Genomic DNA, 24249 nt, shown 5'->3' with positions numbered 1-24249 from the left:
CGGCCCGGCCCATCGCGTGCGTCAGGTCGACGCGATCATCGTCCGCTCAGCAGATCTTCTTGGCCAGGGCGGTGGTGGCGCCGCCGTGCTCGTACGAGACGAGCAGCGAGGTGCCGGCCGGGAGCGCCCCGCTCAGCGGCAGGACGAGGGTGCCGTCCTTGCGCAGAGCGGCGGTGGTCTCCGCCACGACCCGGGCGCCGTCCCAGAGGAAGGCGCGGGCGGTGCCCGCCTTCTTCACCTGAAGCTGCACGGACACCTTGCTCGCGGTGCGGGTGACCTTCTTGATCTTCACCGTGTCGTTCGCCAGCTTGGCGTAACCACCCGGCGCCACCCCGTCCGAGACGGACTGCAGGAGGGTCTGCGGCGAGTCCACGCTCTGCGCCGCCGTGTCGGGCATGATCGGAGCCTTCGGCGCCGACGGCTTCGCCGCCAGGTCCGGCAGCGTCGCGTTGCCCCAGCGCCACGGGTCGGCCCGTACGCCGCTCCAGGTCGACCAGCCGACCCGGGTCTGCGCGGTCAGGTCCTGCGTGTCCGAGTCGTTGACCAGGATGTTCAGGCCCATCCGGTTCGGGTCGACGGCGTCCGGCAGCACGCTGAACGGGATCTTGACCTCGATCCGGTACCCCGTGTACGGGCTGCTGGTCACCACGGAGGCGATCTCCACACCCGGCGCGGTCTCCGGGCCGCCCTGGTGGTTGTCCCGCTCCCGGGCGAAGCACGGCGGGTTCCCGTTGGCCGGGTCGTTCGTGGCCGGGAAGAGCGCCATGTTGAACACCGTGGAGGTGTTCGCCGAGTTGCCGCGCGGGTCGATGCCGAACTCGATGTTGTCGTTACGCCGCGGACGCTTGCAGTCCTCCGGCGGCAGGACGGTGCCGAGCACGTCGTCGGTGATGGTGAAGATGGCGTACAGGGCGTCGTCGGTGTGGGTGAGCTGGGCGGTGCCGGAGATGTCCGACGCCGGGGCGGCGGTGCCCTCCCAGCGGGTGGAGATGTCGATGACCTCGCCGGTGTACTCGTGGTCGTGACCGTGACCGTCCACCGTCGGCGCGGTGGCGGCCTTCGGGATCGTGGTGACCGGGACCAGGTTGAACGCACCCGGCTCGCTGGCGCTGCCACCGGTGTAGCTGGTCTCGATCTGCACCGGGTAGGCGCCGTTGTCCGGGGCGCGGTTGGCCGTCGGCAGCGACGTGTCGGTGTTGGTGACGGTGAACGTCACCGAGGTGCTGGCGCCCGGCCGGAGCCCGCTGTACGGCACCTGCTGCTCGGCCACCGAGAAGCCGGCGGGGACGTTCAGCTTGACCGCGCCGGACTCGACGCGGGTGCCGTGGTTGGTCAGGTTGACCTTGACGCTGCGGGTGCCGCCGCTGGGGATGTTCAGCAGGGACTCGATGAGCGCGTCGAGCTGCTGGGTCTTGTTCCGCACGGTCCACGCGCGGAAGTCGGCGATCTCCTCCAGCGGCTCCAGGGTGCCGCGCACCGGAGCGGTGCCCTGGACCCGGGCGCTGCTGGTGCCGCTGCCGTCCTTCTTGCTGGTCAGCGTGGCGTCGATCTTGAAGCGGGTGCCCACCTCGACCTGCGCGGGCGGGGTGACGGTGAAGGTCTTCACGACCTCCTTGCCCGGGGTCAGCGTACCGACGTTGCCGTTGCCGCTGACCGTCCAGCCGGCCGGCACGCTCAGGGTGACCTTGGCCCCCGGAACGGCCTTCTCGGCGTACAGGACGGTGTCCACCTTGATGGGCTGGCCGCCGACGGCCTCCCAGGTGCGCGGACGCACGTGGACCTCGGTGCCCAGCGGCAGGCCGCCCGGAGCGCGCAGGGTGGCGCCCTGGAGCGCACCGGTGCCGGCGCCCACGTTCGGGTCCGGGTACGGCGTGCGGGTGTCGATCAGCGTCAGCCGGTTGCAGCCGATCGCGTTCGGGTCGGTCGACGGGAAGGAGCTGTTGCCCCAGCCCTGCGACACGTACTCCCGGCGGGCCCAGGTCTGGACCGTGTTCCACCGGTTGCCGTCGTGGCGCGCCGACTCGTAGCCCTGCCAGGTGCCGAAGACGACGTTGCTGGCCTCGGCCGGCGTGAACGTGGTCTCGCAGGCGGGGCCGTTGGTGCCGGTGGTGCCGCTGCCGCCGGTCTGGAAGATGCGGGAGACCCGCCAGGGCTTGAGGCCCTCCTTCTTGATCTGCTCCGGGAACGCCTTCGGGTCGGCAGCCGCGTAGAAGGCCTCCACGGCCAGCATGGCCGCCTTCTGGTGGTTGCCGTGGTTGCCCTGCGTCGCCGACGGGTTCATCGTGAGGATGACCTCGGGCTTGGTGGTCCGCAGAACCCGCACGATCCGGGACAGCGTCTCCTGGTGGCCCCAGACCTCCTCGGTCAGGGGAGCGCTGGCGGTGTACCAGAAGTCCAGCGCGTCCAGGTTGTAGATGTGCTCGACGCCGGCCCAGCCGACGGCCTTGCGCTCCTCGGCCTCCCGCAGGATGCCGAGCTCCGGGCCCTCCTCGAGACCGGTGGCGTTGCCGCCGCCCTCGCCGCGGGTGGTGGTGATGACGCCGGCCTTCATGCCGTGATACTCGTTCCAGTATCCGAGCGTGCCGAGCTGGCCGGCCTCGTCGTCCGGGTGGGCGCCGATGAACATGATGTCCAGGTCGACCGGCTTGTCGGACTTCTTGGCCTGGGGCTTCGGTGATGCTTGCTGGGGGTTGGCCTGGGCCGGAGTGGCCAGGCCCAACGACAGCAGACCGCACATGGCGATCGCCGCGCTGGTGCGCCATCTCATGGGCATACCTCTTCGTCTCGAAGCGAGAGTGCTGCGGCTGGGGACGGTCGGCCCGGCACGGGCCGGCTGACACGGTGGCTCGTGCCGGGCCGTGTTGCAGACAGCTGTCCACAGAGGACCGTGAGGTCCTCGGGGGTCGTGGTGCTCGACAACGGGATGGTGGTGCTCGCGCACCGTCACGGCGTGAGCGGTACGCACGGTGGCGACGTCGGTCCACCGGAAGGCCTTCGGGCCGTAACCTAGGGATCTTGCGGAGGCGTCGTCAATAGCCCCGGACGACTTTCTTCCTTATCCGAATAAACAATCGTCCCTGCTCAGGGTGGCCACTGGGAGGCCGGCGGTGACCTGTGGACAGACTATGTCCGGGTTTGGGGCCCCAATGTGGACCACGGGGCTCGTTTTTGCCTGTCATGTCGGGCTGGCCCCGGCCCGCCCCGCTTGTCGGCCGCCGAACTTTCCCTGGTCGGCGGACCGAGATCATCTCGTTACTTGACGGCAGAATTTTTTCTCACTAGGAAGAAAGTGTGTCTGACAAAGCCCCGACCAGCCCGGTCAGCCGTGAGCGGTCCCGTGAGATCAAGCGTCTCTCGGTGATCTTGGCCGCCCGGCAGGCCCGGCGGCTGTCCCGAGTCGATCTGGCCGAGATGACCGGCCTCTCGGCGGCCACGGTGACCGCGCTCGTGCGGGAACTCGTCGCCGAGGGCTACCTCATCGAACGCGGGCCCGGCGCGCCCACCACCGGCCGGCCCCGGGAGATGCTCGAGTTCAACCCCCGCGCCGAGCTCGTCGCGGCGGTGTCGCTGGAGCCACCACGGATCAGCTGCGAGATCGCCGACAGCGAGGGCGCGGTCATCGCGCACCGCGTCGCGCGGCTCGGCGCGAACGTGGTGGAGACCGTCTGCGAGTTCGTCCTCGACCTGGTCGGCGACAACCTGCCCTCGCTCCGCGGCGTCGCCATCGCGGTGCCCGGCGTGTCCAGCAACGGCGCGGTACGCCTCGCGCCGTCGGTCGGGCTGGTCGAGGCGTGGCCGATCGGCGAATCCGTGCAACGGCGGCTCGGCGTACCCGTGGTCGTCGACAACGACGTGAACCTCATGGCCGCCGGCGAGTGCGTGGCCGGCGCCGGCGCGGACGTGGCGAACCTGCTGCTGATCCACGTGGCCGACGGCATCGGCGCCGGCCTCGTGCTCGACGGCAAGGTCCGCCGCGGCGCCAGCGGAGCCGCGGGCGAGGTCGGCTTCCTGCCGCTGGGCGGCGCGACCGAGCGCCGCTACAGCGGCGTCGGCGAGTTCGAGGCCCGGTGGTCGGTAAACGCCATCGCGGAGCGGGTCGTCGCGCTCAACCCGGGCCGCCGGCCCGAGTCACCGGTACGGGAGCTGAGCGGGCTCGCCGCGACCTCGGCGCCCGCCCGCGAGTACCTCGACGAGGTCCTCGGCGCCTGGGCCGGGCTCATCCTCTCCTGCGCCTGCGTCGTCGATCCGGGCCTGGTGCTGCTCAGCGGCGCCGCGGCGGAACTCGACGACGCGGCCCTCGACCAGCTCCAGACCCTCGTCTCCGCCCGGACCCCGGCTCCCACCGAGGTGCGCCGGGCCACCCTCGGCGACCAGGCAGTGCTGCACGGAGCGATCAGCTACGCGCTCTCGGCAGCGGTGCCCCGCCCCTCGCTTCCCTGACCGAACCCCGACGACCCCCCGACCCCGACCCCGCACCCACCACCCCGGCCCACCACCCACCTCACCGAACGCCGTCGCGGCGACCCGCGTCCGCACCACTGACGACAGGTCGCGGCGCGATGCGTCGCGCCCCGGTACGGCGCGACGCGCTGATCTTCCTTCCCCGCTTCCGATAGTTCCCCCGCACAATGGAGGTACCAATGAAACGTCGTGTGGCCCTGGCCGTCGCGTTCAGCGCGCTGCTGGCCGTGAGCGCGTGCGGCAGCAGCGACGACGACAAGGACACCGGCTCCTCCGGCTCCGCGCCGGCCGAGAAGGTCGTCATCTACAGCGCCCGCGACAAGTCGGTCACCGACTACGTCGTCGAGCAGTTCACGGCCAAGAACCCCGAGTACAAGGGCAAGGTCGAGGTGCTCAACATGGGCGCCCAGGAGGTGCTCGAGCGGGTCCGCGCCGAGAAGGCCAACCCGCAGGCGTCGGTCTGGTGGGGCGGCACCCAGCAGGGCCTCGCCGCCGGCGCGTCCGAGGGCCTGCTGGAGTCCTGGCAGCCGTCGTTCGCCTCGAAGATCGACGCGCGGTACAAGGACGCCGAGGGCCGCTGGTTCGGCGAGATCCTGCTGCCCGAGGTCATCATGTACAACAACAAGGCGCTGACCCCGGAGACCGCGCCGAAGGACTGGGACGACCTGGTCGACCCGAAGTGGAAAGACAAGATCATCATCCGGGACGTGGCCGCCTCCGGCACCATGCGCTCGATCTACGCCTCGATGATCCAGCGCTACACCCCGGACGGGTCCAACCCGCAGCCCGGCTACGACTGGCTGCGCAAGCTCGACGCCAACACCGTCGAGTACGCCGCCAACCCCAGCGACCTCTACCTGAAGATGTCGCGTGAGCAGGGCGTGGTCAGCGCCTGGAACCTCCAGGACATCCTGCTGCAGGCCAACGAGAAGATGCCGTTCGGCTACGTGATGCCGGCCTCCGGCGCGCCGGTGCTCGTCGACGGCGTGGCCGCGGTCAAGGGCGGCAACAGCGAGGGCGCGAAGAAGTTCCTCGAGTTCCTGTTCGACGACTCGCTGCGGGCCAGCCTGGCCAAGGACTACTTCCAGATCCCCGCCGTCGACATCGCCGAGAAGCCCGAGTGGCTGACCAAGCTCGACCTCAAGCCGATGGACGTCGACTGGAACGTGATCGGCAAGAACGAGACCGCCTGGATCACCCACTGGAACGCCCAGATCAAGGGCAAGGGCTAAGACGCTCGGAACCGGGCCGTGCTCCGGCACGGCCCGGCTTCGTCCTGGAAGGACCCACGAAATGATCGATGTCCGACTGACGGCGGTCAGTAAGCGCTTCGCCAAGTCGAGCGACTCCGCGGCGGTCGATGACGTCACCGTCACCATCGCAGCCGGCGAGTTCTTCACGCTGCTCGGGCCGAGCGGTTGTGGCAAGACGACGACGCTGCGCATGGTGGCCGGCTTCTACTTCCCGACCTCCGGTCACATCCACTTCGGCGACGACGACGTCACCCACTGGACGCCGAACAAGCGGGACACCGGCATGGTGTTCCAGAACTACGCCCTGTTCCCGCACATGACGGTGGCGCAGAACGTCGCGTACGGGCTCAAGGTCCGCCGGGTCTCCCGCACCGAGCAGGCCCGCCGGGTCACCGAGGCGCTCGAACAGGTGCACCTCGCCGGGTACGGCGACCGGCGCATCGACGCGCTCTCCGGCGGCCAGCAGCAGCGCGTCGCGCTGGCGCGGGCCCTGGTGATCCGTCCCCGCACCATGCTGCTCGACGAGCCACTGTCGAACCTCGACGCGAAGCTGCGCGAGGAGACCCGCGCCGAGATCCGGCGCATCCAGCGGGAGAGCGGCACCACCTCGATCTACGTCACGCACGACCAGGCCGAGGCGATGGCGATGTCGGACCGGATCGCCGTGATGGAGTCCGGGCGGGTCCAGCAGGTCGGCACCCCGCACGAGGTCTACTACCAGCCCGCGAACGCGTTCGTGGCCCGGTTCATCGGACGCAGCAACGTGCTGAGCCTGCCGGTGACCGGCGCGGCGGAGCAGCGCGTCCACGTACGCCTGCCCGGCGGCGCCGTCATCGAGGTCGGCGCACCCGCCGGACACGGGCTCACCGAGGGCGACACCGCACTGGTCTCCGCCCGACCCGAGCACATCGCGCTCGGCGGCGACGACGACACCGCGGCCATGCGCGGCCGGGTCAGCCACGTCGAGTTCACCGGCATGGCCACCCACGTCACCGTCGACGTCGACGGCGACGAGGTGATGGCCGCCCTTGTCGACGCGCCCGCCGGCATCCGGCTCGGCGACGTCGTGGGCCTGCGGCTCACACCCGAGCGGCTCTGGGTGGTCAAGCCGTGACCGCTGCGACCCCGACCGCCCCCGGCTGGGCGGCGGCCCTCGGCCGGCGCCTGGCCGGCGGGGCGAACTCCCGATGGTTCCCCTACCTGCTGGTGCTGCCGCTGGTCCTGGTGCTGTGGGGCTTCGTCGTCCAGCCGATGTTCGCCACCTTCCGGGAGAGCGTCAGCGCCAACGGCACCGACAACTACCTCCAGTTCCTCTCCTCCTCCGGGGTGGCCCGTGAGTCGCTGTTCACCTCGCTGTTCATCTCGGCCGCGAGCGTGCTGCTCTGCGGCGTCGTCGGCGTGGCGATGGCGTTCCTGCTCAAGCGGTTCCACTTCCGCGGCCGGCGGCTCATCGAGGCGTTCATCCTGGTGCCGGCGGCCCTGCCGCCGCTGATCGGCGCCGTGTCCTTCCAGCTGCTCTACAGCAACATCGGCATCGTGCCGCGCGGCCTCCAGGCGCTGCTCGGCACCGACAAGCCGATCCTGGCCTTCGACGGCATCGCCGGCGTGCTCGTGGTGCACACGTTCACCATGTACCCGTTCTTCTACCTGGCCGCCTCCGCGGCGCTGGCCGGGATGGACCCCTCGGTCGAGGAGGCGGCGTACAACCTCGGCGCGGGCCGGGTACGGGTGTGGCGCACCGTCCTGCTGCCGATGCTCACCCCGGCGCTCATCTCGGCGTCGCTGCTGGTCTTCATGACGTCACTGGCGTCCTACACCGCGCCACTGCTGTTCAACGTCAGCCAGACCATGACGATGCAGATCTACATCAACCGCACCAACGGCGACCTGCCGATGGCCTCGGCGTACGCCTCCGTGCTCGGCATCGTCTCGATCATCTTCCTGCTCGGCATGCGCTGGTACGAGGGGCGGCGCAACTACCAGTCGCAGTCCAAGGGCGTCTCGGCGGTCCGGCGGGAGATCACCAACCCGATCGGCCGCTGGCTCGCGCCGCTCGCCTCGGTGCTGGCCACCCTGGTGCTGCTCGCCCCGGTCGGCGCGATCGCGCTCGTCGCGTTCTCCGAGGACCGGTCCTGGACCACCGAGGTGCTGCCGCCGACGTACACGTTCGAGAACTTCGTGACCATCTTCACCGACCCCAAGGCGTTCCAGCCGATCCTCAACTCGGTGCAGATGAGCCTGCTCGCGGTCGTGGGCTGCGTGGTGATCGGCGTGCTCATCGCGTACGCGGTGCGGCGGCTCACGTTCGTCGGACGCGGCCTGCTCGACGTGGCCGTGATGATCGCCTGGGCGCTTCCCGGCACGGTCGTCGCGATCAACCTGATCTCGGCGTTCAGCACCGGCAACGCGTTCAGCTTCGGGCAGGTGCTGGTCGGCACGTTCTGGATCCTGCCGCTCGCCTACTTCGTACGGTTCCTGCCGATCGTGTTCCGGTCCAGCTCCGCGACGCTGGCGCTGATCGACCCGTCGCTGGAGGACGCCGCCCGTAACCTCGGTGCCTCCTGGCTGCGCGCCTTCTACACCATCACCGTGCGGCTGATGCTGCCCGGTGTGCTCGCCGGCGCGCTGCTGGCGTTCGTGCACGGCGTCGGCGAGTTCGTCGCCTCGGTTCTCATCTACACCTCGTCGACGGTGCCGATCTCGGTCGCCATCAACAACCGCATGTACAGCTTCGAGCTGGGCACCGCGGCCGCGTACGGCATGCTCCAGGTGCTGCTCATCTTCGTGGTGATGTGGTTCTCCGGGCGGCTGGAGAGCAGCCGCACCGCGACCCGGAGGGCCGAGCAGTGGACGAACTGATCGAGCGGTGGCGGACCGGGGGAGGGCTGCTCCCGGTCACCCGGGTACCCGGGCACGCGTTCGCCGCCGTGACCGAGGCGGCCGACCTGGCGGTGCTGCCGGTCGGCGCGGTCGAGTGGCACGGTCCGCACCTGCCGATCGGAACCGACCTGATCCTGGCCGAGGGCTTCGCCGGGGAACTGGCCACCGGGTCCGCCCGGGCGGTGCTGTTCCCGGCCACGCCGTACGCCGCCTGCCCGGGCCAGACCCGGCAGTGGCCGGGCACCGTGGCGCTGCGGCCGGAGATCGCCGTCGGCTACCTCGCCGACGTGCTCGCCGGCATCGTCGAGGCGGGCTTCACCCGGGTGCTCGTGGTCAACGGGCACGACTCCAACATGTCCACCGTCCGCGCGGCGATGGAGTGGGTGTCCGGCCGGCACCGGGCCAGCATGATGCTGGTCAACTGGTTCCAGCTCGTCGGCCCGGACGAGACCACCGAGATGTTCGGTGAGCTGCCGGCCCGGGGACACGGCGGCGCGTACGAGAGTTCCGCGGTGCTCGGCTTCGACCCGGCCGCGGTACGCCTGGACGCGGCGCCGGACCTGCCGCCCAAGCCGAAACTGCCCACCCCGTACCCGTACGTGCTGGTGGAGTCGCGCCCCGACCCCTGGCAGGGCTGGTCGGGCCACGTCTCGCTGGCAGGTGAGGAGGCCGGCGGCCGGATCCGCGCCACCGCCGGCACCCGCCTGCGCGAGCTGGTCGGGGCGTGGCTCGCCGCGCCGCTGCCGGGGCCGCCCGGCGCCGACCGGCCCGACCAGCCGACCGGATGACAGTCACGCCCCAGGACCACGCACCACCTCGGGAGGCCTCCATGAGCCCGTCACTGACCGTCTACCAACAGCACCACCTGCGCGTCGTGTTCGACCACCACGTCGCCAACCTCTACCCGGCGATGGTCACGGCCAGCAAGGCCCACGTCGTGATGCTCGCCGAGCAGGGGCTGATCTCCGACGAGGCCGCCGCGACGATGCTGCGCGGCCTGGTCGCCCTCGCCGCGGACCGGCCCGAGGAACTGGAGTACGACGGAAGCGTCGAGGACGTCTACTACACGCTGGAGAAGCGCCTCGCCGCCGCGGCCGGCATCGAGGTGTCGCAGTTGAGCGTGCAGCTCGCGCGCAGCCGCAACGACCTCGACGCCGGCGTCTTCCGGATGGTGCTGCGCGACCAGCTGCTCCAGGTGCTCGACGCCCTGCTGGCGACCGGCCGCACCGTGCTGGACCGCGCGGACCGGCACGCCGACGTGGTGATCACCGGCTACACGCACCGCCGACCGGCCCAGCCGACCAGCATCGGACACGTCTTCGCCGGCTACGCCGAGGCGCTCGCCGGCGAGGCCGCCGCGTACGCCGGTCTGCTGGACGAGATGAACCGCTCGCCGCTGGGCTCCTGCGCCTTCGCGGGCACCGACCTGGACATCTCGCCCCGCCGGCTGGCCGACCTGCTCGGCTTCGACCAGCTCATCGTCAACTCGTACGAGGCGGTGGCCGGTGCCGACCACCTGGTCCGGGTCGCCACGCTCAACGCGCAGGCGCTCGCCACCGGCGCCCGGCTCGCCCGCACCCTGATGGACTGGCTGAGCTGGGGCTGGGTGGTCACGCCCGGCGAGTTCACCCAGGGCAGCAGCATCATGCCGCAGAAGCGCAACCCGGTGGTGCTGGAACACCTCGTCTCGATGGCCGGCGCGGCCGCCGCGGACGCGGCGAGCGTGCTCAACAACGTCGGGGCCGCCTGGTGGGAGGACTCGAACAACGCCACCACCGACGTGCAGTCCCGGCTCTGGGAGGGCGACGACCGGGCGTACCGGTTCTTCTCGCTGCTCGGCGGCCTGATCGAGAAGCTGGATCCGCAGCGCCCGCCGTCCGGCGAGGAGATCGTCGCCGCCGGCGCCACCACCACCGCGGCGGCCGACGCGCTGGCCCGCCACGGGGTGCCGTTCCGGGGCGCCCACTCGCTGCTCGGCCGGCTGGTGCGCGGCGGCGCGCCGGCGACCTGGACCGAGGAGCTGGTTCGGTCCACCGCGGCCGAGCTCGGCCTGGCGCTCGACGACGCCGCGGTACGGGATCTGCTGGCCGCCGCGGTCCGCCCCGAACTCGTGCTGCGCCGCGCCCAGGCCGACGGCCCCGGCGAGGCGGCCGTCCGGGACCAGGTCGGACGACTGTCTACAATGCTCGACGCGGTGCAGGAGCGGGCGCAGGCGTTGCGCGAGCGGCTGACCCGTGCCGACGCGGCTCTCGCCGAGGCGGTCGCGGCGAGGGTAGGCCCGTGACGGGGCGGCAGACGCAGCTGGCCGTGGTCGCGGACGTCGTGTCGCGGCGACCACGTGATCTGGACCGACGGCCCGAAGGGCGATCTGACATCACCATGGAACGACCGGCAAATCCGCGCCTGCTCGGCATCGACTTCGGCGGCACCAAGATGGCCATCGGCGTGGGCGACACCGACGGCCGGCTGCTCGTCTCCGAGCGCCTGCCCACGATCGCCGAGCAGGGCGCGCAGCAGGCCCTCTCCCGGGCGCTGGACCGGGCGTGCGAACTCGCCGAGCAGACCGGCGGCACGATCGTCGCGGCGGGCATCGCCTCGCCCGGCGTCGTCCACGACGACGGCATCGAACTGGCGCCGAACGTGCCCGGCTGGGAGCAGTTGCGGCTGGCCGAGGCGGTCCGCGCCCACCTGAACCTGGCGCACGTGCGGGTGACGAACGACCTGAAGGCGGCGGCCCACGCCGAGCTGCGGCTCGGTGCGCTGCGCGACGCCGATCCGGGACTCGTCGTCGGGCTCGGCACCGGGGTGGCCGCGGCGGTGACGGTGAACGGCGAGGTGCTGCCGGGCCGCCACGGCGCGGCCGGCGAGATCGCCTACGGACTCACCGACCTCAGCTGGCCGCCCCGGCTGGAACCGATGCTGGAGGCGACGTTCTCCGGCCGGGCCCTGGACGAGCTGGCGCAGCGCCTCGGCGTGGACGGCCGGGCGGCCGGCCTGTGCGCGGCGGCGGAGCAGCCCGGCCCGGTACGCGAGCAGCTCCGCCTGCGCGTCGACGAGCTGGCCCGCCAGCTGGTCACCTGCTGCCTGCTGCTCGACCCGCAGCGGATCGTGCTGGTCGGCAGCGTCGCCGGCAACGACCTGGTCCGGGAGCTGCTGACCGAACGGCTCACCCGCACGCTGCCGTACCCGCCGGAGATCGTGCTGTCGGACTTCGCGCAGGACGCCGCGCTGCTCGGCGCGCTCGCCCTGGCCACCGAGGCCCAGCCCGCCACGGTCTGACCACGACGGCGGGGCGACGCCGCCGGTGGCGACCTCCGCGCGTCACCGGGCTCCGATCCGCCGTCGCGGGTCGGAGCCGGTGAGCGCGTCGCGGGTGGCCCGGGCGACGTCGGGGTCGTACCGGTCCCGTAGATCGGTGACGAGACGGTCGGCGGTGAGGTCGTACTCCTGTGTGCCGGTGGCCGCGATGGCGTACGCGGCGACCTGGCACCCCACCGCGGCCGCGACGCGGGGCGGCAGTCCGCGGGTCACGCCGGCGAGGAAGCCGGCACGGAAGGCGTCACCGGCGCCGGTCGGGTCGACGACCCGTGCGACAGGCACCGCGGGCACCGTCTCCGACCGGCCGTCGGCACGGATCCGCACGCCCGCCGGCCCGTGCGTGGTGAGCACCATGTCCACCATCGTGCTCAGCTCACCGTCCGAGACGCCGAGCTTGTCCAGCATCAGGCCGTGCTCGTACTCGTTGGTGAGCAGGTAGCGGGCACCGGTGACGAACGCGGCGATCTGCTCGCCGGACATCACGGCGAGCTGCTGGGACGGATCGGCGGCGAACGGCACACCGAGCCGGCGGCAGGCCTCGGCGTGCCGGACCATGGCCGTCGGGTCGTCGGGGCCGATCGCCACCAGCCCGGTCTCGCCCGGCCGCACCACGGCGGCGAGGTCGATGTCGGCGGCCTCGGCCATCGCGCCCGGATAGAACGACGCGATCTGGCACATGTCGTCGTCGGTGGTACAGATGAACCGGGCGGTGTACGCGGTCCGGCTCTCCCGCACGGCGTCGCAGTCGACGCCGTGGCCCTCCAGCCAGGCCCGGTACTCGGCGAAGTCCGGACCCACCGCGCCGACAAGCGTCGGGCGCAGGCCGAGCCGGGCCATGCCGTACGCGATGTTCGCCGCCACCCCGCCGCGCCGGACGGTGAGCCGGTCCACCAGGAACGACAGGGAGACGGTGTGCAGCCGGTCCGTGACGAGCTGGTCGGCGAACCGGCCCGCGAACCGCATCAGGTGGTCGGTGGCGATCGAGCCGGTGACCACGACGTGGGCGCTCATGCGGCCGCGTTCTTCAGGTCCTGGGCACGGTCGGTGCTCTCCCAGGTCAGCTCCGGCAGCTCCCGGCCGAAGTGGCCGTACGCGGCGGTCTGCTGGTAGATCGGCCGCAACAGGTCCAGATCGCGGATGATCGCCGCGGGACGCAGGTCGAACACCTCCCGTACGGCCCGCTCGATCCGCCGCGCGTCCACGTTCTCGGTGCCGAACGTCTCCACCGACAGGCTCACCGGGTGCGCCTTGCCGATCGCGTACGCCACCTGGACCTCGCACCGCTCGGCCAGCCCGGCGGCCACGACGTTCTTGGCGACCCAGCGCATCGCGTACGCGGCCGACCGGTCGACCTTCGACGGATCCTTGCCGGAGAACGCGCCGCCGCCGTGCCGGGCGTACCCGCCGTACGTGTCGACGATGATCTTCCGGCCGGTCAGGCCGGCGTCACCCATCGGGCCGCCGATCTCGAACCGCCCGGTCGGGTTGACCAGCAGCCGGTAGCCCTCGGTGTCCAGGCCGAGGCCCTCCAGCTCCGGGGCCACGACGTGCTCCCGGACGTCGGGAGTGAGCAGGGAGTCGAGCGAGATGTCGGAGGCGTGTTGCGACGACACGACCACCGTGTCCAGGCGGACCGGACGCCGGCCGTCGTACTCGACGGTGACCTGGGTCTTGCCGTCGGGACGCAGGTAGGGGATGACGCAGTCGCGGCGGGCGGTCGAGAGCCGCCGGGCCAGCCGGTGCGCCAGGGCGATCGGCAGCGGCATCAGCTCGGGCGTCTCGGAGCAGGCGAAGCCGAACATCATGCCCTGGTCACCGGCGCCCTGCGCGTCCAGCAGGTGTGCCGAGTCGCCGTCACGCAGTTCCAGCGCCTGGTCCACGCCCCGGGCGATGTCCGGCGACTGGGCGCCGATCGACACGCTGACGCCGCAGGATGCGCCGTCGAAGCCCTTCTGCGACGAGTCGTAGCCGATCCGCAGGATGGTCTCCCGCACGATCGCCGGAATGTCCGCGTACGCCTTCGTGGTGACCTCGCCCGCGACGCACACCTGGCCGGTCGTGACGAGCGTCTCCACCGCGACGCGGCTGTGCGGATCCTGGCGCAGCAGTGCGTCGAGGACACCGTCGCTGATCTGGTCAGCGATCTTGTCCGGATGGCCCTCCGTGACCGACTCGGAGGTGAACAGGCGGCTTGCCATACGGTCCTCCCTCAGGGACTGCGGTGCTCTGCTTCAGCGGTTCCCACCATTCGCGGTGGTCCCGATACCAGCGCACGGTCTCCGCCAGGCCGCGGCGCAGTGGCACCCGCGGCGTGTAGCCGAGCTCGTCGCGGATCTTCGACCAGTCCAGGGAGTACCGGCGGTCGTGGCCCTTGCGGTCCGGGACGGAGACCACGTGGTGGTCCCCGCTCACGCCGCACGCTTCCAGCAGCATCCGGGTCAGCTCGCGGTTCGGCAGCTCCGCCGTGCCGCCGATGTGGTAGACCTCGCCCGCGCGGCCGTGCCGCCGGACCAGTTCGACACCCCGGACGTGGTCGTCGACGTGCACCCATTCGCGCACGTGCATGCCGTCGCCGTAGAGGGGTACCGGCCGGCCCTCCAGCAGGTTCGTCACGAACAGCGGGATCAGCTTCTCCGGATAGTGGTACGGGCCGTAGTTGTTCGTGCACCGGGTCACCCGGACGTCCAGGCCGTGGGTCCGGTGGTAGGCCAGCGCGATCAGGTCGGCGGCGGCCTTCGACGCCGAGTACGGCGACCGTGGCGCCAGCGGGCTCTCCTCGGTCCACGAGCCCTCGTCGACGGTGCCGTACACCTCGTCGGTGGACACCTGGACGAAGGTGCGCAGGCCGGCGTCGCAGGCCGCCTCGACGAGGTTCTGGGTGCCGAGCACGTTGGTGCGGACGAACTCGGCGCCGCCCTCGATGGAACGGTCCACGTGCGACTCCGCGGCGAGGTGGACGATCTCGTCGTGCTCGCGGACCAGCGTCGACACCAGCTCCGGGTCGCAGACGTCGCCGTGGACGAAGCGGAACTCCGGCAGGTCGCGGACCGGCGACAGGTTGGCCAGGTTGCCCGCGTACGTCAGCCGGTCCAGCACGGTGACCGTGACGTCGCCCGGTCCGTCCGGGCCGAGCAGCGTCCGCACGTAGTGCGAGCCGATGAAGCCGGCGCCGCCGGTGACCAGCAGCCGGGTCGTCATCGCGTCCCCCCGTCCGGACCGGAGTCCGCGGCCCGGAACCGCCCCGGCTCACCATGCAGCAGCACGAGCGGGCTGCCGTCCCGGCGGTGGCCGAACTCGCGCACCCGAGCCACCACGATGACGTGGTCGCCGGCCCGGTGCTCGGCGTAGGGCGTGCACTCCAACCAGGCGACCGCGCCGTCCAGGACGGGCGCGCCGCCCGGCGACGGGTGCCAGGAACAGTCCTTGAACCGGTCCACCCCGGCCGTCGCGAACCGGCGGCACAGCTCGTGCTGCCCCGCCCCCAGCACGTTGACGCACCAGCACGACGCGGCCCGCAGCCGCGGCCAGGTGGTGCTGGTGTGCGCCACGCAGAAGGAGACGAGCGGGGGATCCAGCGAGACCGACGTGAACGAGCTGATCGAGAGCCCCGCCGGCGGCGCCACCCGCCCGTGACCGGTCACCACCACCACTCCGGTGGGGAAACTGCCGAGCATCCCGCGATAGGCGAGATGGTCCGGCGCGACGGTGGCAGCCATCTGTCCTCCCATCTCGATCGACCTGCGTCTCAGCCTCACCGGGTGGCCTAGAGGCTGGCTCGGCTCCGCCTGGAGCCTTCGCGGCGGGCCTTCCCTCCGTCCGTCGCGTCCGGTTGAATCGTGGTTCCTGCCAGGGATCGACGAGAAAGACCCGAATCTGCGGAGGGCTCATGAAGTTTCTGGTCACCGGTGCCACGGGAAACGTCGGGCGGGAGGTGGTCCGGCATCTGTGCGCGGCCGGCGTGCCGGTCCGCGCGGTGAGCCGCAACCCCGCCGCCGCCGATCTGCCACCCGAGGTGGAGGTGGTCCAGGGTGACCTCCTGCGGCCGGAGACGCTGGAGAAGGCTCTCGACGGCATCACCGCGATGCACCTGTTCCCGGAGCCCGAGACGGCGGCGGCGGTCGTCGACCTGGCGCGCCGGAAGGGTGTCCGGCGGATCGTGGTGCTCTCCAGCGAGGCGGTCACCGACAACCCCGACGACGGCTACCACCGGGTGGTCGAGAAGGCCGTCGAGGACTCCGGTCTGGAGTGGACACACGTGCGCCCGGGTGAGTTCGCGTTGAACAAGCGCGACACCTGGTCGGCGGCGATCCGGTCGGGCACGGTGCGGTTGGCCTTCCCGGAGGCGAAGGGCGTGCCGATCCACGAGACCGACATCGGCGCGGTGGCGGCCACCGCGTTGCGTGAGGACGGCCACTCCGGCAAGGTCTACCGGCCGACGGCCGAGCAGACGACCACGCATCGCGAACAGGTGGAGGCGATCGCCGAGGCCGTCGGCAAGCCGGTGACGATCGAGGTCATCACGCCGGAGCAGGAGAAGGAGGACCTGCTCGGCATCGGCTGGCCGGACGACCTGGTCGAGTACATCCAGGCGTACCAGCGGCAGTGGACCGTCACCCCGCCGGAGGCCCGCACCGACGTCTCGACGGTGACCGGGCGCCCGGCCCGCACGTTCGCCGAGTGGGCGCGGGACCACGCCGACGACTTCCGCTGATCGCGCGTCGGTCGGGGCCGCCGTGCCGGCGGCCCCGACCGACGGCTCAGCCCGCCAGGACGCGGCGCAGGTAGTAGCCGGTGTGCGAGTCCGTGGCGGCGATCTGCTCGGGGGTGCCGGCGGCCAGGAACCGCCCGCCCGCGTCGCCGCCCTCCGGCCCGAGGTCGACGACCCAGTCGGCGACCTTCGCCACGTCCAGGTTGTGGGTCACGGTCACCACCGTGTGACCCTTCGCCACCAGGTCGTGCAGCACGCCCATGAGCCGCTCGATGTCGCTGGTGTGCAGCCCGACGGTCGGCTCGTCGAGCAGGTACAGCGTGTGCCGGCCGGGCCGCCGGTGCAGCTCGGCGGCGAGCTTGATGCGTTGCGCCTCGCCGCCGGAGAGCGTGTTCGCCGGCTGCCCGATCCGGACGTAGCCCAGGCCGATGTCGCGCAGCACCCGCAATGGTCCGGTGATCGCCGGCTCGCCGACGAAGAACTCCGCCGCCTCGTCGATCGGCATCTCCAGCACCTCGGCGATGGTGCGGCCGCGGTAGTGCACCTGGAGGGTCTCCTCGTTGTACCGCCGGCCGTCACACACCGCGCACGGCAGGAACACGTCCGGCAGGAACGTCATCTCGATCTGGACGGTGCCGTCGCCACCGCACGCCTCGCAGCGTCCGCCGGCCGAGTTGAACGAGAACCGGCCGGGCTTGAAGTCGCGTCGCCGCGCCTCCTCGGTCGCCGCGAACGCCTTGCGGATGGCGTCGAAGATGCCGGTGTACGTGGCCGGGGTGGACCGGCCGGACCGTCCGATCGGTGACTGGTCGACCCGGATGACCCGGTCGACGCGGGACAGCCCGTCCACGCCGTCGTGGGGGAGCGGCTCCGGCGCCGAGCCGCCCAGCGCGCGCTCGGCGGCCCGGTACAGCGTCTGGTCGACCAGTGTGGACTTGCCCGAGCCGGACACCCCGCAGACCGCCACGAAGCAGCCGAGCGGGAAGGTCACGTCGATACCGGTCAGGTTGTTGCCCCGGGCGTTACGGACGACGACCTCGTGGCCCGGCCGGCCGGTACGCCGGCGGCCGGGCACCGGGATGCCGCGCCGCCCGCTGACGTACCCGCCGGTCAGCGAGGACGGGTCGGCGAACATCTCGTCCACCGATCCGGCGAAGATCAGCCCGCCGCCGGTCTCGCCCGCGCCCGGACCCATCTCGATCACGTGGTCCGCGGCGGCGATCGTGTCGTGGTCGTGCTCTACCACGATCAGCGTGTTGCCCTGGTCGCGCAGCTCGCGCAGGGTGGTGATGAGCTCGGCGGTGTCCTTCGGGTGCAGCCCGGCGGTCGGCTCGTCGAGGACGTACAGCAGTCCGAACAGCCGGCTGCCGAACTGGCTGGCGAGCCGGATGCGCTGTGCCTCGCCGCCGGAGAGCGTGCGGGCCGGCCGGTTCAACGTCAGGTAACCCAGCCCCACCTCGGTGAGGGAGCGCAGCCGGTCCTTGATCTCGTCGACGGCCTGCGCGATCACCCGCCGGTCCCGTTCGTCGACGGTGAGGCCGTCGAAGAAGGTCCGCAGCGCGGTGATCGGCATGGCGGTCAGCTCGGCGATGGTCACGCCGTTCAGCCGGACCGCGAGCTGGCGGGGTACCAGCCGGCCGCCGCCGCAGCCGCCGCAGGTCACGTCGCGCATGAACGCCTGCAGGACGAGGCTGCCGCCCTCGATCCGGGTGCGCTCGTAACGCTGATGGATCCAGGGCACGACGCCGACCAGCACGCTGCCGCCCACCTCGATGCGCTCGGCCCGGAGCAGCGTCTCGCGCAGCTCCGCCGGCAGGGTGCGCCAGGGCACGTCCATGCTGTGGCCGCGCCGGTCGAGATACTCGGCCAGCAGCCGCCGTTCGGCGTCGGCCCGGACCGGCTTGGTGAGTTTGGCCTCGGCGGTCCGGTTGGCCGGTGCCCGCCAGGGCGCCAGGGCGCCGTTGGCCAGCGAGCGGCCCTCGTCCGGCACGACCAGGTCGTCCTGCACCTCCAGCCGGCTGCCCAGACCGCCGCAGTCGGGACACTGCCCGAAGGGGAGGTTGAACGAGAACGCCCGGCTGGCCATCTCGGGGATCTCGGTGTCGTGCCGGTCCGGGCACGCCCAGCCCTCGCCGGTCGGCGGCAGCGGCGCGTCGCAGACCGTGCAGTGCGGCCGGCCCGCCTGCGCGTACACCACCCGGACCAGGTCGTAGACCTCGGTGACCGTGCCCACCGTGGAACGAGGGCTGCGGGACGCCGATGTGCGCTGGTCCACCGCGACCGCGTTGCACAGCCCTTCGATACGGTCGACGTCGGGCTTGTCCATCGTGTCGAGGAACTGCCTGGCATATGTCGACATCGATTGCATCTGGCGGCGCTGCGCCTCCGCATAAATGGTGTCGAACGCGAGTGACGATTTACCGGATCCCGATACCCCGGTGAAGACGACCAGTTGCCGGTGCGGCAGATCCACGTTCACGTCGCGCAGATTGTGTACCCGTGCCCCGCGGACGATGAGCCGGCTCGGCAGCGTCGTGCTCCTGTTTTCGGGCACAGTGATGCCCGGGTGCGAAACCACGGCGGAAGATCCCCTATCGGCTTGGCGTCGGTGGAGGTGCCCGACTCTAACCCGGATTCTTCGGACCCGGCAACCGTGAAATGCAATTCGGGCGCGATTCCCGTCGCGAAATCCTTGACAGCAAGAATGGCATTTTGTCAAATGTGGACGGGCGTGGCCGGTGCCTCGTCCGCGATGGACATGACGTACCGGCCGTAGCCGGAGCTGGCCAGCCGGGCACCCAGCTCACGGCAGGCCGCGGCGTCGATGTAGCCCATGCGCAGGGCCACCTCCTCCACGCAGGCGATCCGGATGCCCTGCCGCTCCTCGAGCGTGTGCACGTACTGCCCGGCCGAGAGCAACGCCTCCGGCGTGCCGGTGTCGAGCCAGGCGAACCCGCGGCCCAGATCGACGAGCCGCGCCGCGCCGCGCCGGATGTACTCCCGGTTCACGTCGGTGATCTCCAGCTCGCCACGGGCGGACGGGCGGAGGTTCTTCGCGATGTCGACGACCGCGTTGTCGTAGAAGTAGAGGCCGGTGATCGCGCGGTTGGACCGGGGCCTCGCCGGCTTCTCCTCGATCGAGACCAGGCGTCCGGCCGCGTCGACCTCGCCGACGCCGTACCGCTGCGGGTCGTGGACCCGGTAGCCGAACAGCACGCAGCCGCGCAGGTCCGCGGTCTGCCGGTGCAGCAGTTCGGTGAAGTTCGGGCCGTGGAAGATGTTGTCCCCCAGCACCAGGGCGGCGTCGTCGTCGCCGACGTGGTCGGCGCCGATCACGAAGGCCTCGGCGAGCCCGTTCGGCTGGGGCTGGGCCGCATAGCCGATCCGCAGGCCCAGATGGCCGCCGTCGCCGAGCAGGCGGCGGAACGCCGGCAGGTCCACCGGCGTGGAGATGATCAGGATGTCCCGGATGCCGGCGAGCATGAGCACCGACAGCGGGTAGTAGATCATCGGCTTGTCGCCGACCGGCAGGAGTTGCTTGGACACCGCGAGGGTGGCCGGATGCAGCCGGCTGCCGGCGCCGCCGGCCAGGATGATGCCCTTCACGTCACCACCCCGCCCGGATCGTGTCGGCGATCTTCTCCCGGTCCTCGTCGCCGACCCACCAGCCGACCGGAACGCAGACCAGCCGCCGGTCGACGTCGTCGACGCCCGGCAGCGGCGCGGCGTACTTGCGGACGCACGTGTGCGCGTCGTTGCGCGCGTGCACCTGACTCACGGTGATCCCGGCCTCGGTCATCCGCCTGACGAAACCGGCTCGGTCCGCCACCTTCAGCGGATAGATCCAGAACGAGCTCTCCCGGTCGTCGCGCCGTTCGGTCAGCTCGACGCCCGCGACCCCGGCCAGCCGGCTGTCGTAGTACGCGGCGTTGGCCCGGTGCCGCGCCACCACCTCGTCGGAGTAGGCGAGGTTGGCCAGGCCGATGGCGGCGTTGATGTCGGTCATGTGGAACTTGTAGCCCCACTCGGTCACGTCCGGCGGCGTACGCAGCCGGTCCACCGAGCGGTCGATGCCGAACCAGCGCAGCAGCGTGGCCCGGCGGTGCGACTCGTCGTCGGCGAGCGTGATCAGGCCGCCGTCACCGCAGGTGAGGTGCTTGACCGCCTGGAAACTGAAGACCGACACGTTGCCCTGGTTGCCCAGCGGCACACCCCGGTAGGTCGCGCCCCAGGCGTGTGCACAGTCCTCGATCACCACCGGGCGTACGCCGTGCTCGGCCTCGGCCCGGTCCAGGACGGCGCGCAACCGGTCCAGGTCCACCGGGTAGCCGGCGAAGTGCACCACCATGATCACTCGGGTGTTTCGGGTGATCTTGCCGGCCAGGTCGTCCAGGTCCACGTTGAGTGTGGCCGGGTCCACGTCCACCCAGCGGATGTCCAACCCGTTGGCCAGGATCGTCCAGTTGGTGGCCTCCATGGTCATCGGGGTGGAGAGCACCTCACCGCCCGGCTCGCCGTCGGTGGCCAGCCGCAGCGCCAGGTGCAGCCCGGCGGTCGCGCTGCTCACGGTCGCCACCCGGGGGTTGCCGATGCGCGCCGCCAGCTCGGCCTCGAACCGGGCCACCCGGGCACCCTGACCGACCTGCCCGCTGGCCACCACCTCGGCGACCGCACCCGGCGCCTGGACCGACATGGGCACCCGGAACAGCGGGATCATCGCAGCACCTCCGTCGCCCGGCCGGCCCGGCTCAGGCGCTGCGCGCCGAGCGCCTGACAGTCCGCCCAGGTGGGGAGAAGCCCCTGTTCGGCTGCCTGGGCCAGGCTCGGCGCGGACCGGTCCTGCTCGGACAGGATCGGCTCGCCGTGCTGCGGCCAGGGCAGGCCCAGGGCCGGATCGAACGGGTCGATCTGGAAGGACGCCGCCGGGTCGTAGGTGCTGGAGCACAGATAGACCACCGTCGCCTCGTCGGTGAGCGGGGCGAAGCCGTGCACCAGGCCCTCCGCCAGGTACAACGCCTGCCGCTCCTCGTCGTCCAGGCGTACCGGCACGTGCTCGCCGAACGTGGGTGAGCCGATCCGGGTGTCCACCACGATGTCGACGATCGCGCCGCGCACGCATGTGGCGTACCGGGCCTGGCCCGGCGGGATGGCCACGCCGTGCAGCCCCCGGACCGTGCCGCGCCGCGACGACGAACAATTGACCTGGGCCATCTCGAACGGATGGCCGACGGCGTCGGCGAAGTCGGGTTGGTTGAAGATTTCGAGAAAGAGGCCGCGGCGGTCCGGGAAAATCCGGGGCCGAACGAGGTACGCACCCGCCAGGCCCAATGGCTCGATCCGCATCTGCAATCCTCCAGTAGTCGATACGCGGCGAACGCTATAGAGCGCGATTAGGGCCCTGATCCAAGCCCGGTCGAGAAGCGTTAGGCAGCGGTTGTCGGCGTTCGTCCGGCTCGTTACGGTCGTTCCCGCGGCGGGGCGCCGCCGGGGAATCGGCGAAGGAGTCGGCATGTCGCGTATCGCGGTGATCGGTGCGACCGGGTCGGTGGGACGGCAGATCTGCGCGCGGTTCGCCGAGGCGGGCCAGGAGGTTCTCGCGGTGGCGCGCGGCCACGCGGCCCGGGTGGGGCCGTACCCGTTCGCCGCCCGCGACGTCGCCGCGGACGACGCCGTCGAGCTGGCCCGGTTCCTGCGGTCCCACGACGTACGGGTGGTGGTCAACGCGGCCGGCCGGTGGGGGCCGACACGAGCGGAGATGCTGCGATCGCACCTGGGCGTGGCGCAGCGCCTGGCCGAGGCCCGCTCCCTGATGGACGAGCCGCCCCGGCTGATCCACCTCGGCACGGTGCACGAGTACGGACCGGCGCCGGCCGGTGTGGATCTCGACGAGCGGCAGCCGGTCGACCCGGGCACCCCGTACGCGATGGTGAAGGTGGCCTGCTCGATGGCGGTGCTGGCGGCCGGCGGCGTCGTGCTGCGCTGCGCCAACATGTTCGGTCCGTACCCGCCGGAGGAGACGTTCTTCGCCGCGGTCCTGCGGCGGCTGCGCACCGCGTCGCGGGACCGGAGCGTGGTGGAGCTGACAGTGGCCGACGCGCACCGTGACTTCGTCGACGTCAGAGACGTGGCCGGCGCCGTGCTGGCCACGGCGTCCGCGCCGGTCGAGGGACAGGTGCTCAACGTCGGCAGCGGGCACGCCCACCCGCTGCGCGAACTGGTCGACGGCCTGATCGCGGAGGCGGGCGTCCCCGCGTCCCGTGTCCGGATCACCGAGCAGGACGTGCCGAGCCACGGCGGCGGATGGATCCGGGTGGACACACGCGCGGCGCAGCGGCTGACCGGATGGCGGCCCCGCTACACCGCGCGCGAGTCACTTCGCGCCATGTGGGCGCAGGTCTGAACCCGGCTCAGGAGATCCGGACGTCCGGCACGTAGGTGATCCACCGTCCGCCGGCGTCGTGGAACGCCTTCTCCTTCTGCTTGATCTCCTCCTCGTGGTTCCACGCGAAGAGGATCGCGTAGTCCGGCCGGGTCTCGGTGAGGCCGCTCGCCGGACGTACCGGGATGTGCGAACCCGGCATGACCCGTCCGTGCTTGGCCGGAGTGGTGTCGTAGACCACCTCGACCAGGTCCGGTCCGATACCGCAGTAGTTGGTCACTGTGGCGCTCTTCGCGGTGGCGCCGTAGCCGACCACCCGCTTGCCCTCCGCGCGCAGGCGCCGCAGCAGTTCGACCAGGTCGCCGCAGATCCGCTTCACGTTGGCGCCGAACTGCTCGAAGGTGGTGTGATCCAGCATTCCGCGTTCGCGTTCCTCGGCGATCATGGCCTCCACCGCTGCGGTCACCGGGCGGGTGCCGGGCCGGGCGATGGTGTAGCGGACCTCGCCGCCGTGCACGGAGAGCCGCTGCACGTCCACCAGATCGAAGCCGAACCGGCGGGCGGCCGCCCGCACCGAGTTCACCGAGAACAGGTAGAAGTGCTCGTCGTAGATCTGGTCGAACGTGTTCAGTTCGAGGATGTCACCCAGGTACGGGTCCTCGAACACGAAGACGCCGCCGGGCGCCAGCAGCGCGTCCACCCCGCGGAAGATCGAGTCGAGGTACGGGATGTGGCAGATGGTGTTCGCCGCGAAGATCACGTCGGCCGGGCCGTCCTCGGCGCGGATCCGGCGCGCCGACTCCTCCTCGAAGAACGTGGTGACCACCCGGATCCCCTCGGCCCGGGACAGGTCCGCCACGCCACCCGAGGGTTCCACGCCCAGGTGCCGTACCCCCGCGTCGCGGATCGTGCGCAGCATGACGCCGTCGTTGCTGCCGATCTCCACGATGAACGGGTCGTCGGCGGTGAGCTCCTCGCGCAGGAAGCGCCGGGCGGTGCCGGCGAAGTGCTCGCGCATCCGGGCCGAGCCGGAGGAGTGGTACGGGTAGCCGTCGTGGAACATCCGGTCCCGGGGCACCTCCTCCAGCAGCTGGACCATCGCGCAGCTCTCGCAGATGCCCACCGCGAGCCGGAAGAAGAACTCGTCGTCCACCCGGTCGGGTTCCGGGAAGGTGTCGGACAGTGGCTGCCGCCCGAAGTCGAAGAACTCGCCGACGGTGCTCCCGCAGATGCGACACATGTTGCTCTCT

At 71.4% G+C, this 24249-nt stretch carries 18 protein-coding genes and 1 pseudogene; 9 read left to right on the top strand and 10 right to left on the bottom strand.

Annotated elements, in window-relative coordinates:
* Nucleotides 1–46: 46 nt before the first annotated feature.
* Nucleotides 47–2767 carry a sugar-binding protein gene (locus tag NMK34_RS18895; protein WP_318334554.1) on the bottom strand — a complete coding sequence of 907 codons (2721 nt, stop codon included), beginning with the start codon at nucleotides 2765–2767 and terminating at the stop codon, nucleotides 47–49.
* 524 nt (nucleotides 2768–3291) lie between these two features.
* Here NMK34_RS18895 and NMK34_RS18890 point away from each other — a divergent pair.
* The 7 genes from NMK34_RS18890 to NMK34_RS18860 all read left to right on the top strand — a co-directional run bounded on the left by NMK34_RS18890 (nucleotide 3292) and on the right by NMK34_RS18860 (nucleotide 11873).
* Complete coding sequence (locus NMK34_RS18890; RefSeq protein WP_013286937.1) at nucleotides 3292–4440, top strand: ROK family transcriptional regulator; 1149 nt, start codon at nucleotides 3292–3294, stop codon at nucleotides 4438–4440.
* A 200-nt stretch (nucleotides 4441–4640) separates the two neighbouring features.
* A complete protein-coding gene (locus NMK34_RS18885) occupies nucleotides 4641–5693 on the top strand; it encodes an extracellular solute-binding protein (protein ID WP_318334553.1) in 1053 nt (350 codons plus the stop codon).
* A 61-nt stretch (nucleotides 5694–5754) separates the two neighbouring features.
* Nucleotides 5755–6828: an ABC transporter ATP-binding protein gene (locus NMK34_RS18880; RefSeq protein WP_318334552.1), complete on the top strand. Its 1074-nt coding sequence runs from the start codon at nucleotides 5755–5757 to the stop codon at nucleotides 6826–6828.
* Nucleotides 6825–8573 carry an ABC transporter permease gene (locus tag NMK34_RS18875; RefSeq protein WP_318334551.1) on the top strand — a complete coding sequence of 583 codons (1749 nt, stop codon included), beginning with the start codon at nucleotides 6825–6827 and terminating at the stop codon, nucleotides 8571–8573. The genes NMK34_RS18880 and NMK34_RS18875 overlap by 4 nt, the downstream gene beginning before the upstream one ends.
* A complete protein-coding gene (locus NMK34_RS18870) occupies nucleotides 8561–9382 on the top strand; it encodes a creatininase family protein (protein WP_318334550.1) in 822 nt (273 codons plus the stop codon). The genes NMK34_RS18875 and NMK34_RS18870 overlap by 13 nt, the downstream gene beginning before the upstream one ends.
* Nucleotides 9383–9423: 41 nt before the next feature.
* Nucleotides 9424–10878 (top strand): argininosuccinate lyase, encoded by a 1455-nt coding sequence (locus tag NMK34_RS18865; protein WP_318334549.1) that lies wholly within the window; start codon nucleotides 9424–9426, stop codon nucleotides 10876–10878.
* A 95-nt stretch (nucleotides 10879–10973) separates the two neighbouring features.
* Nucleotides 10974–11873, top strand: coding sequence for an ROK family protein (locus NMK34_RS18860; protein WP_318334548.1), 900 nt, complete (start codon nucleotides 10974–10976; stop codon nucleotides 11871–11873).
* Between the two features lie 42 nt (nucleotides 11874–11915).
* Here NMK34_RS18860 and NMK34_RS18855 read toward each other — a convergent pair whose 3' ends face one another.
* Genes NMK34_RS18855 through NMK34_RS18840 form a run of 4 tightly spaced genes read right to left on the bottom strand, consistent with a single transcriptional unit; the run spans nucleotide 11916 to nucleotide 15628 of the window.
* Nucleotides 11916–12923 carry a carbohydrate kinase family protein gene (locus NMK34_RS18855; RefSeq protein ID WP_318334547.1) on the bottom strand — a complete coding sequence of 336 codons (1008 nt, stop codon included), beginning with the start codon at nucleotides 12921–12923 and terminating at the stop codon, nucleotides 11916–11918.
* Nucleotides 12920–14110: a methionine adenosyltransferase gene (gene metK, locus NMK34_RS18850; protein WP_318334546.1), complete on the bottom strand. Its 1191-nt coding sequence runs from the start codon at nucleotides 14108–14110 to the stop codon at nucleotides 12920–12922. The genes NMK34_RS18855 and metK overlap by 4 nt, the downstream gene beginning before the upstream one ends.
* Nucleotides 14049–15110: a dTDP-glucose 4,6-dehydratase gene (gene rfbB / locus NMK34_RS18845; protein ID WP_318334545.1), complete on the bottom strand. Its 1062-nt coding sequence runs from the start codon at nucleotides 15108–15110 to the stop codon at nucleotides 14049–14051. The genes metK and rfbB overlap by 62 nt, the downstream gene beginning before the upstream one ends.
* Nucleotides 15107–15628: a flavin reductase family protein gene (locus tag NMK34_RS18840; RefSeq protein ID WP_318334544.1), complete on the bottom strand. Its 522-nt coding sequence runs from the start codon at nucleotides 15626–15628 to the stop codon at nucleotides 15107–15109. Before NMK34_RS18840 ends, rfbB begins: the two co-directional genes overlap by 4 nt.
* Before the next feature lie 170 nt (nucleotides 15629–15798).
* Between NMK34_RS18840 and NMK34_RS18835 the strand changes: the two genes are divergently transcribed.
* On the top strand, nucleotides 15799–16623 hold the full coding sequence (locus NMK34_RS18835; protein WP_318334543.1) for an NAD(P)H-binding protein: 825 nt from the start codon (nucleotides 15799–15801) through the stop codon (nucleotides 16621–16623).
* Here the strand turns inward: NMK34_RS18835 and uvrA are convergent.
* From uvrA to NMK34_RS18815, 4 genes and pseudogenes are all read right to left on the bottom strand, one after another.
* Nucleotides 16552–19150: pseudogene (uvrA, locus tag NMK34_RS18830) on the bottom strand (excinuclease ABC subunit UvrA); the annotation flags it as partial. The gene NMK34_RS18835 and the pseudogene uvrA sit on opposite strands and share 72 nt — an antisense overlap.
* A gap of 185 nt (nucleotides 19151–19335) precedes the next feature.
* The gene (gene rfbA, locus NMK34_RS18825; protein ID WP_318334541.1) at nucleotides 19336–20226 is read right to left on the bottom strand and encodes a glucose-1-phosphate thymidylyltransferase RfbA; all 891 of its coding nucleotides are present in this window, start codon (nucleotides 20224–20226) and stop codon (nucleotides 19336–19338) included.
* 1 nt (nucleotide 20227) lies between these two features.
* Nucleotides 20228–21337: a DegT/DnrJ/EryC1/StrS family aminotransferase gene (locus NMK34_RS18820; RefSeq protein WP_318334540.1), complete on the bottom strand. Its 1110-nt coding sequence runs from the start codon at nucleotides 21335–21337 to the stop codon at nucleotides 20228–20230.
* Nucleotides 21334–21963 (bottom strand): dTDP-4-dehydrorhamnose 3,5-epimerase family protein, encoded by a 630-nt coding sequence (locus NMK34_RS18815; RefSeq protein ID WP_318334539.1) that lies wholly within the window; start codon nucleotides 21961–21963, stop codon nucleotides 21334–21336. The genes NMK34_RS18820 and NMK34_RS18815 overlap by 4 nt, the downstream gene beginning before the upstream one ends.
* A gap of 166 nt (nucleotides 21964–22129) precedes the next feature.
* Between NMK34_RS18815 and NMK34_RS18810 the strand changes: the two genes are divergently transcribed.
* Entirely contained in the window at nucleotides 22130–23020 is an 891-nt protein-coding gene (locus NMK34_RS18810) for an NAD(P)-dependent oxidoreductase (protein WP_318334538.1), read from the top strand.
* A gap of 7 nt (nucleotides 23021–23027) precedes the next feature.
* On the opposite strand, the gene NMK34_RS18805 is transcribed toward NMK34_RS18810, so the two are convergent.
* A complete protein-coding gene (locus NMK34_RS18805; protein WP_318334537.1) occupies nucleotides 23028–24239 on the bottom strand; it encodes a class I SAM-dependent methyltransferase in 1212 nt (403 codons plus the stop codon).
* Nucleotides 24240–24249: the final 10 nt, after the last annotated feature.

This window comes from Micromonospora sp. BRA006-A (assembly GCF_033433935.1).
GTDB classification, from domain to species: Bacteria; Actinomycetota; Actinomycetes; order Mycobacteriales; family Micromonosporaceae; genus Micromonospora; species Micromonospora aurantiaca.
Note: the sequence above shows the minus strand (reverse complement) of the source record. Positions and strands in the feature narration are given on the sequence as shown.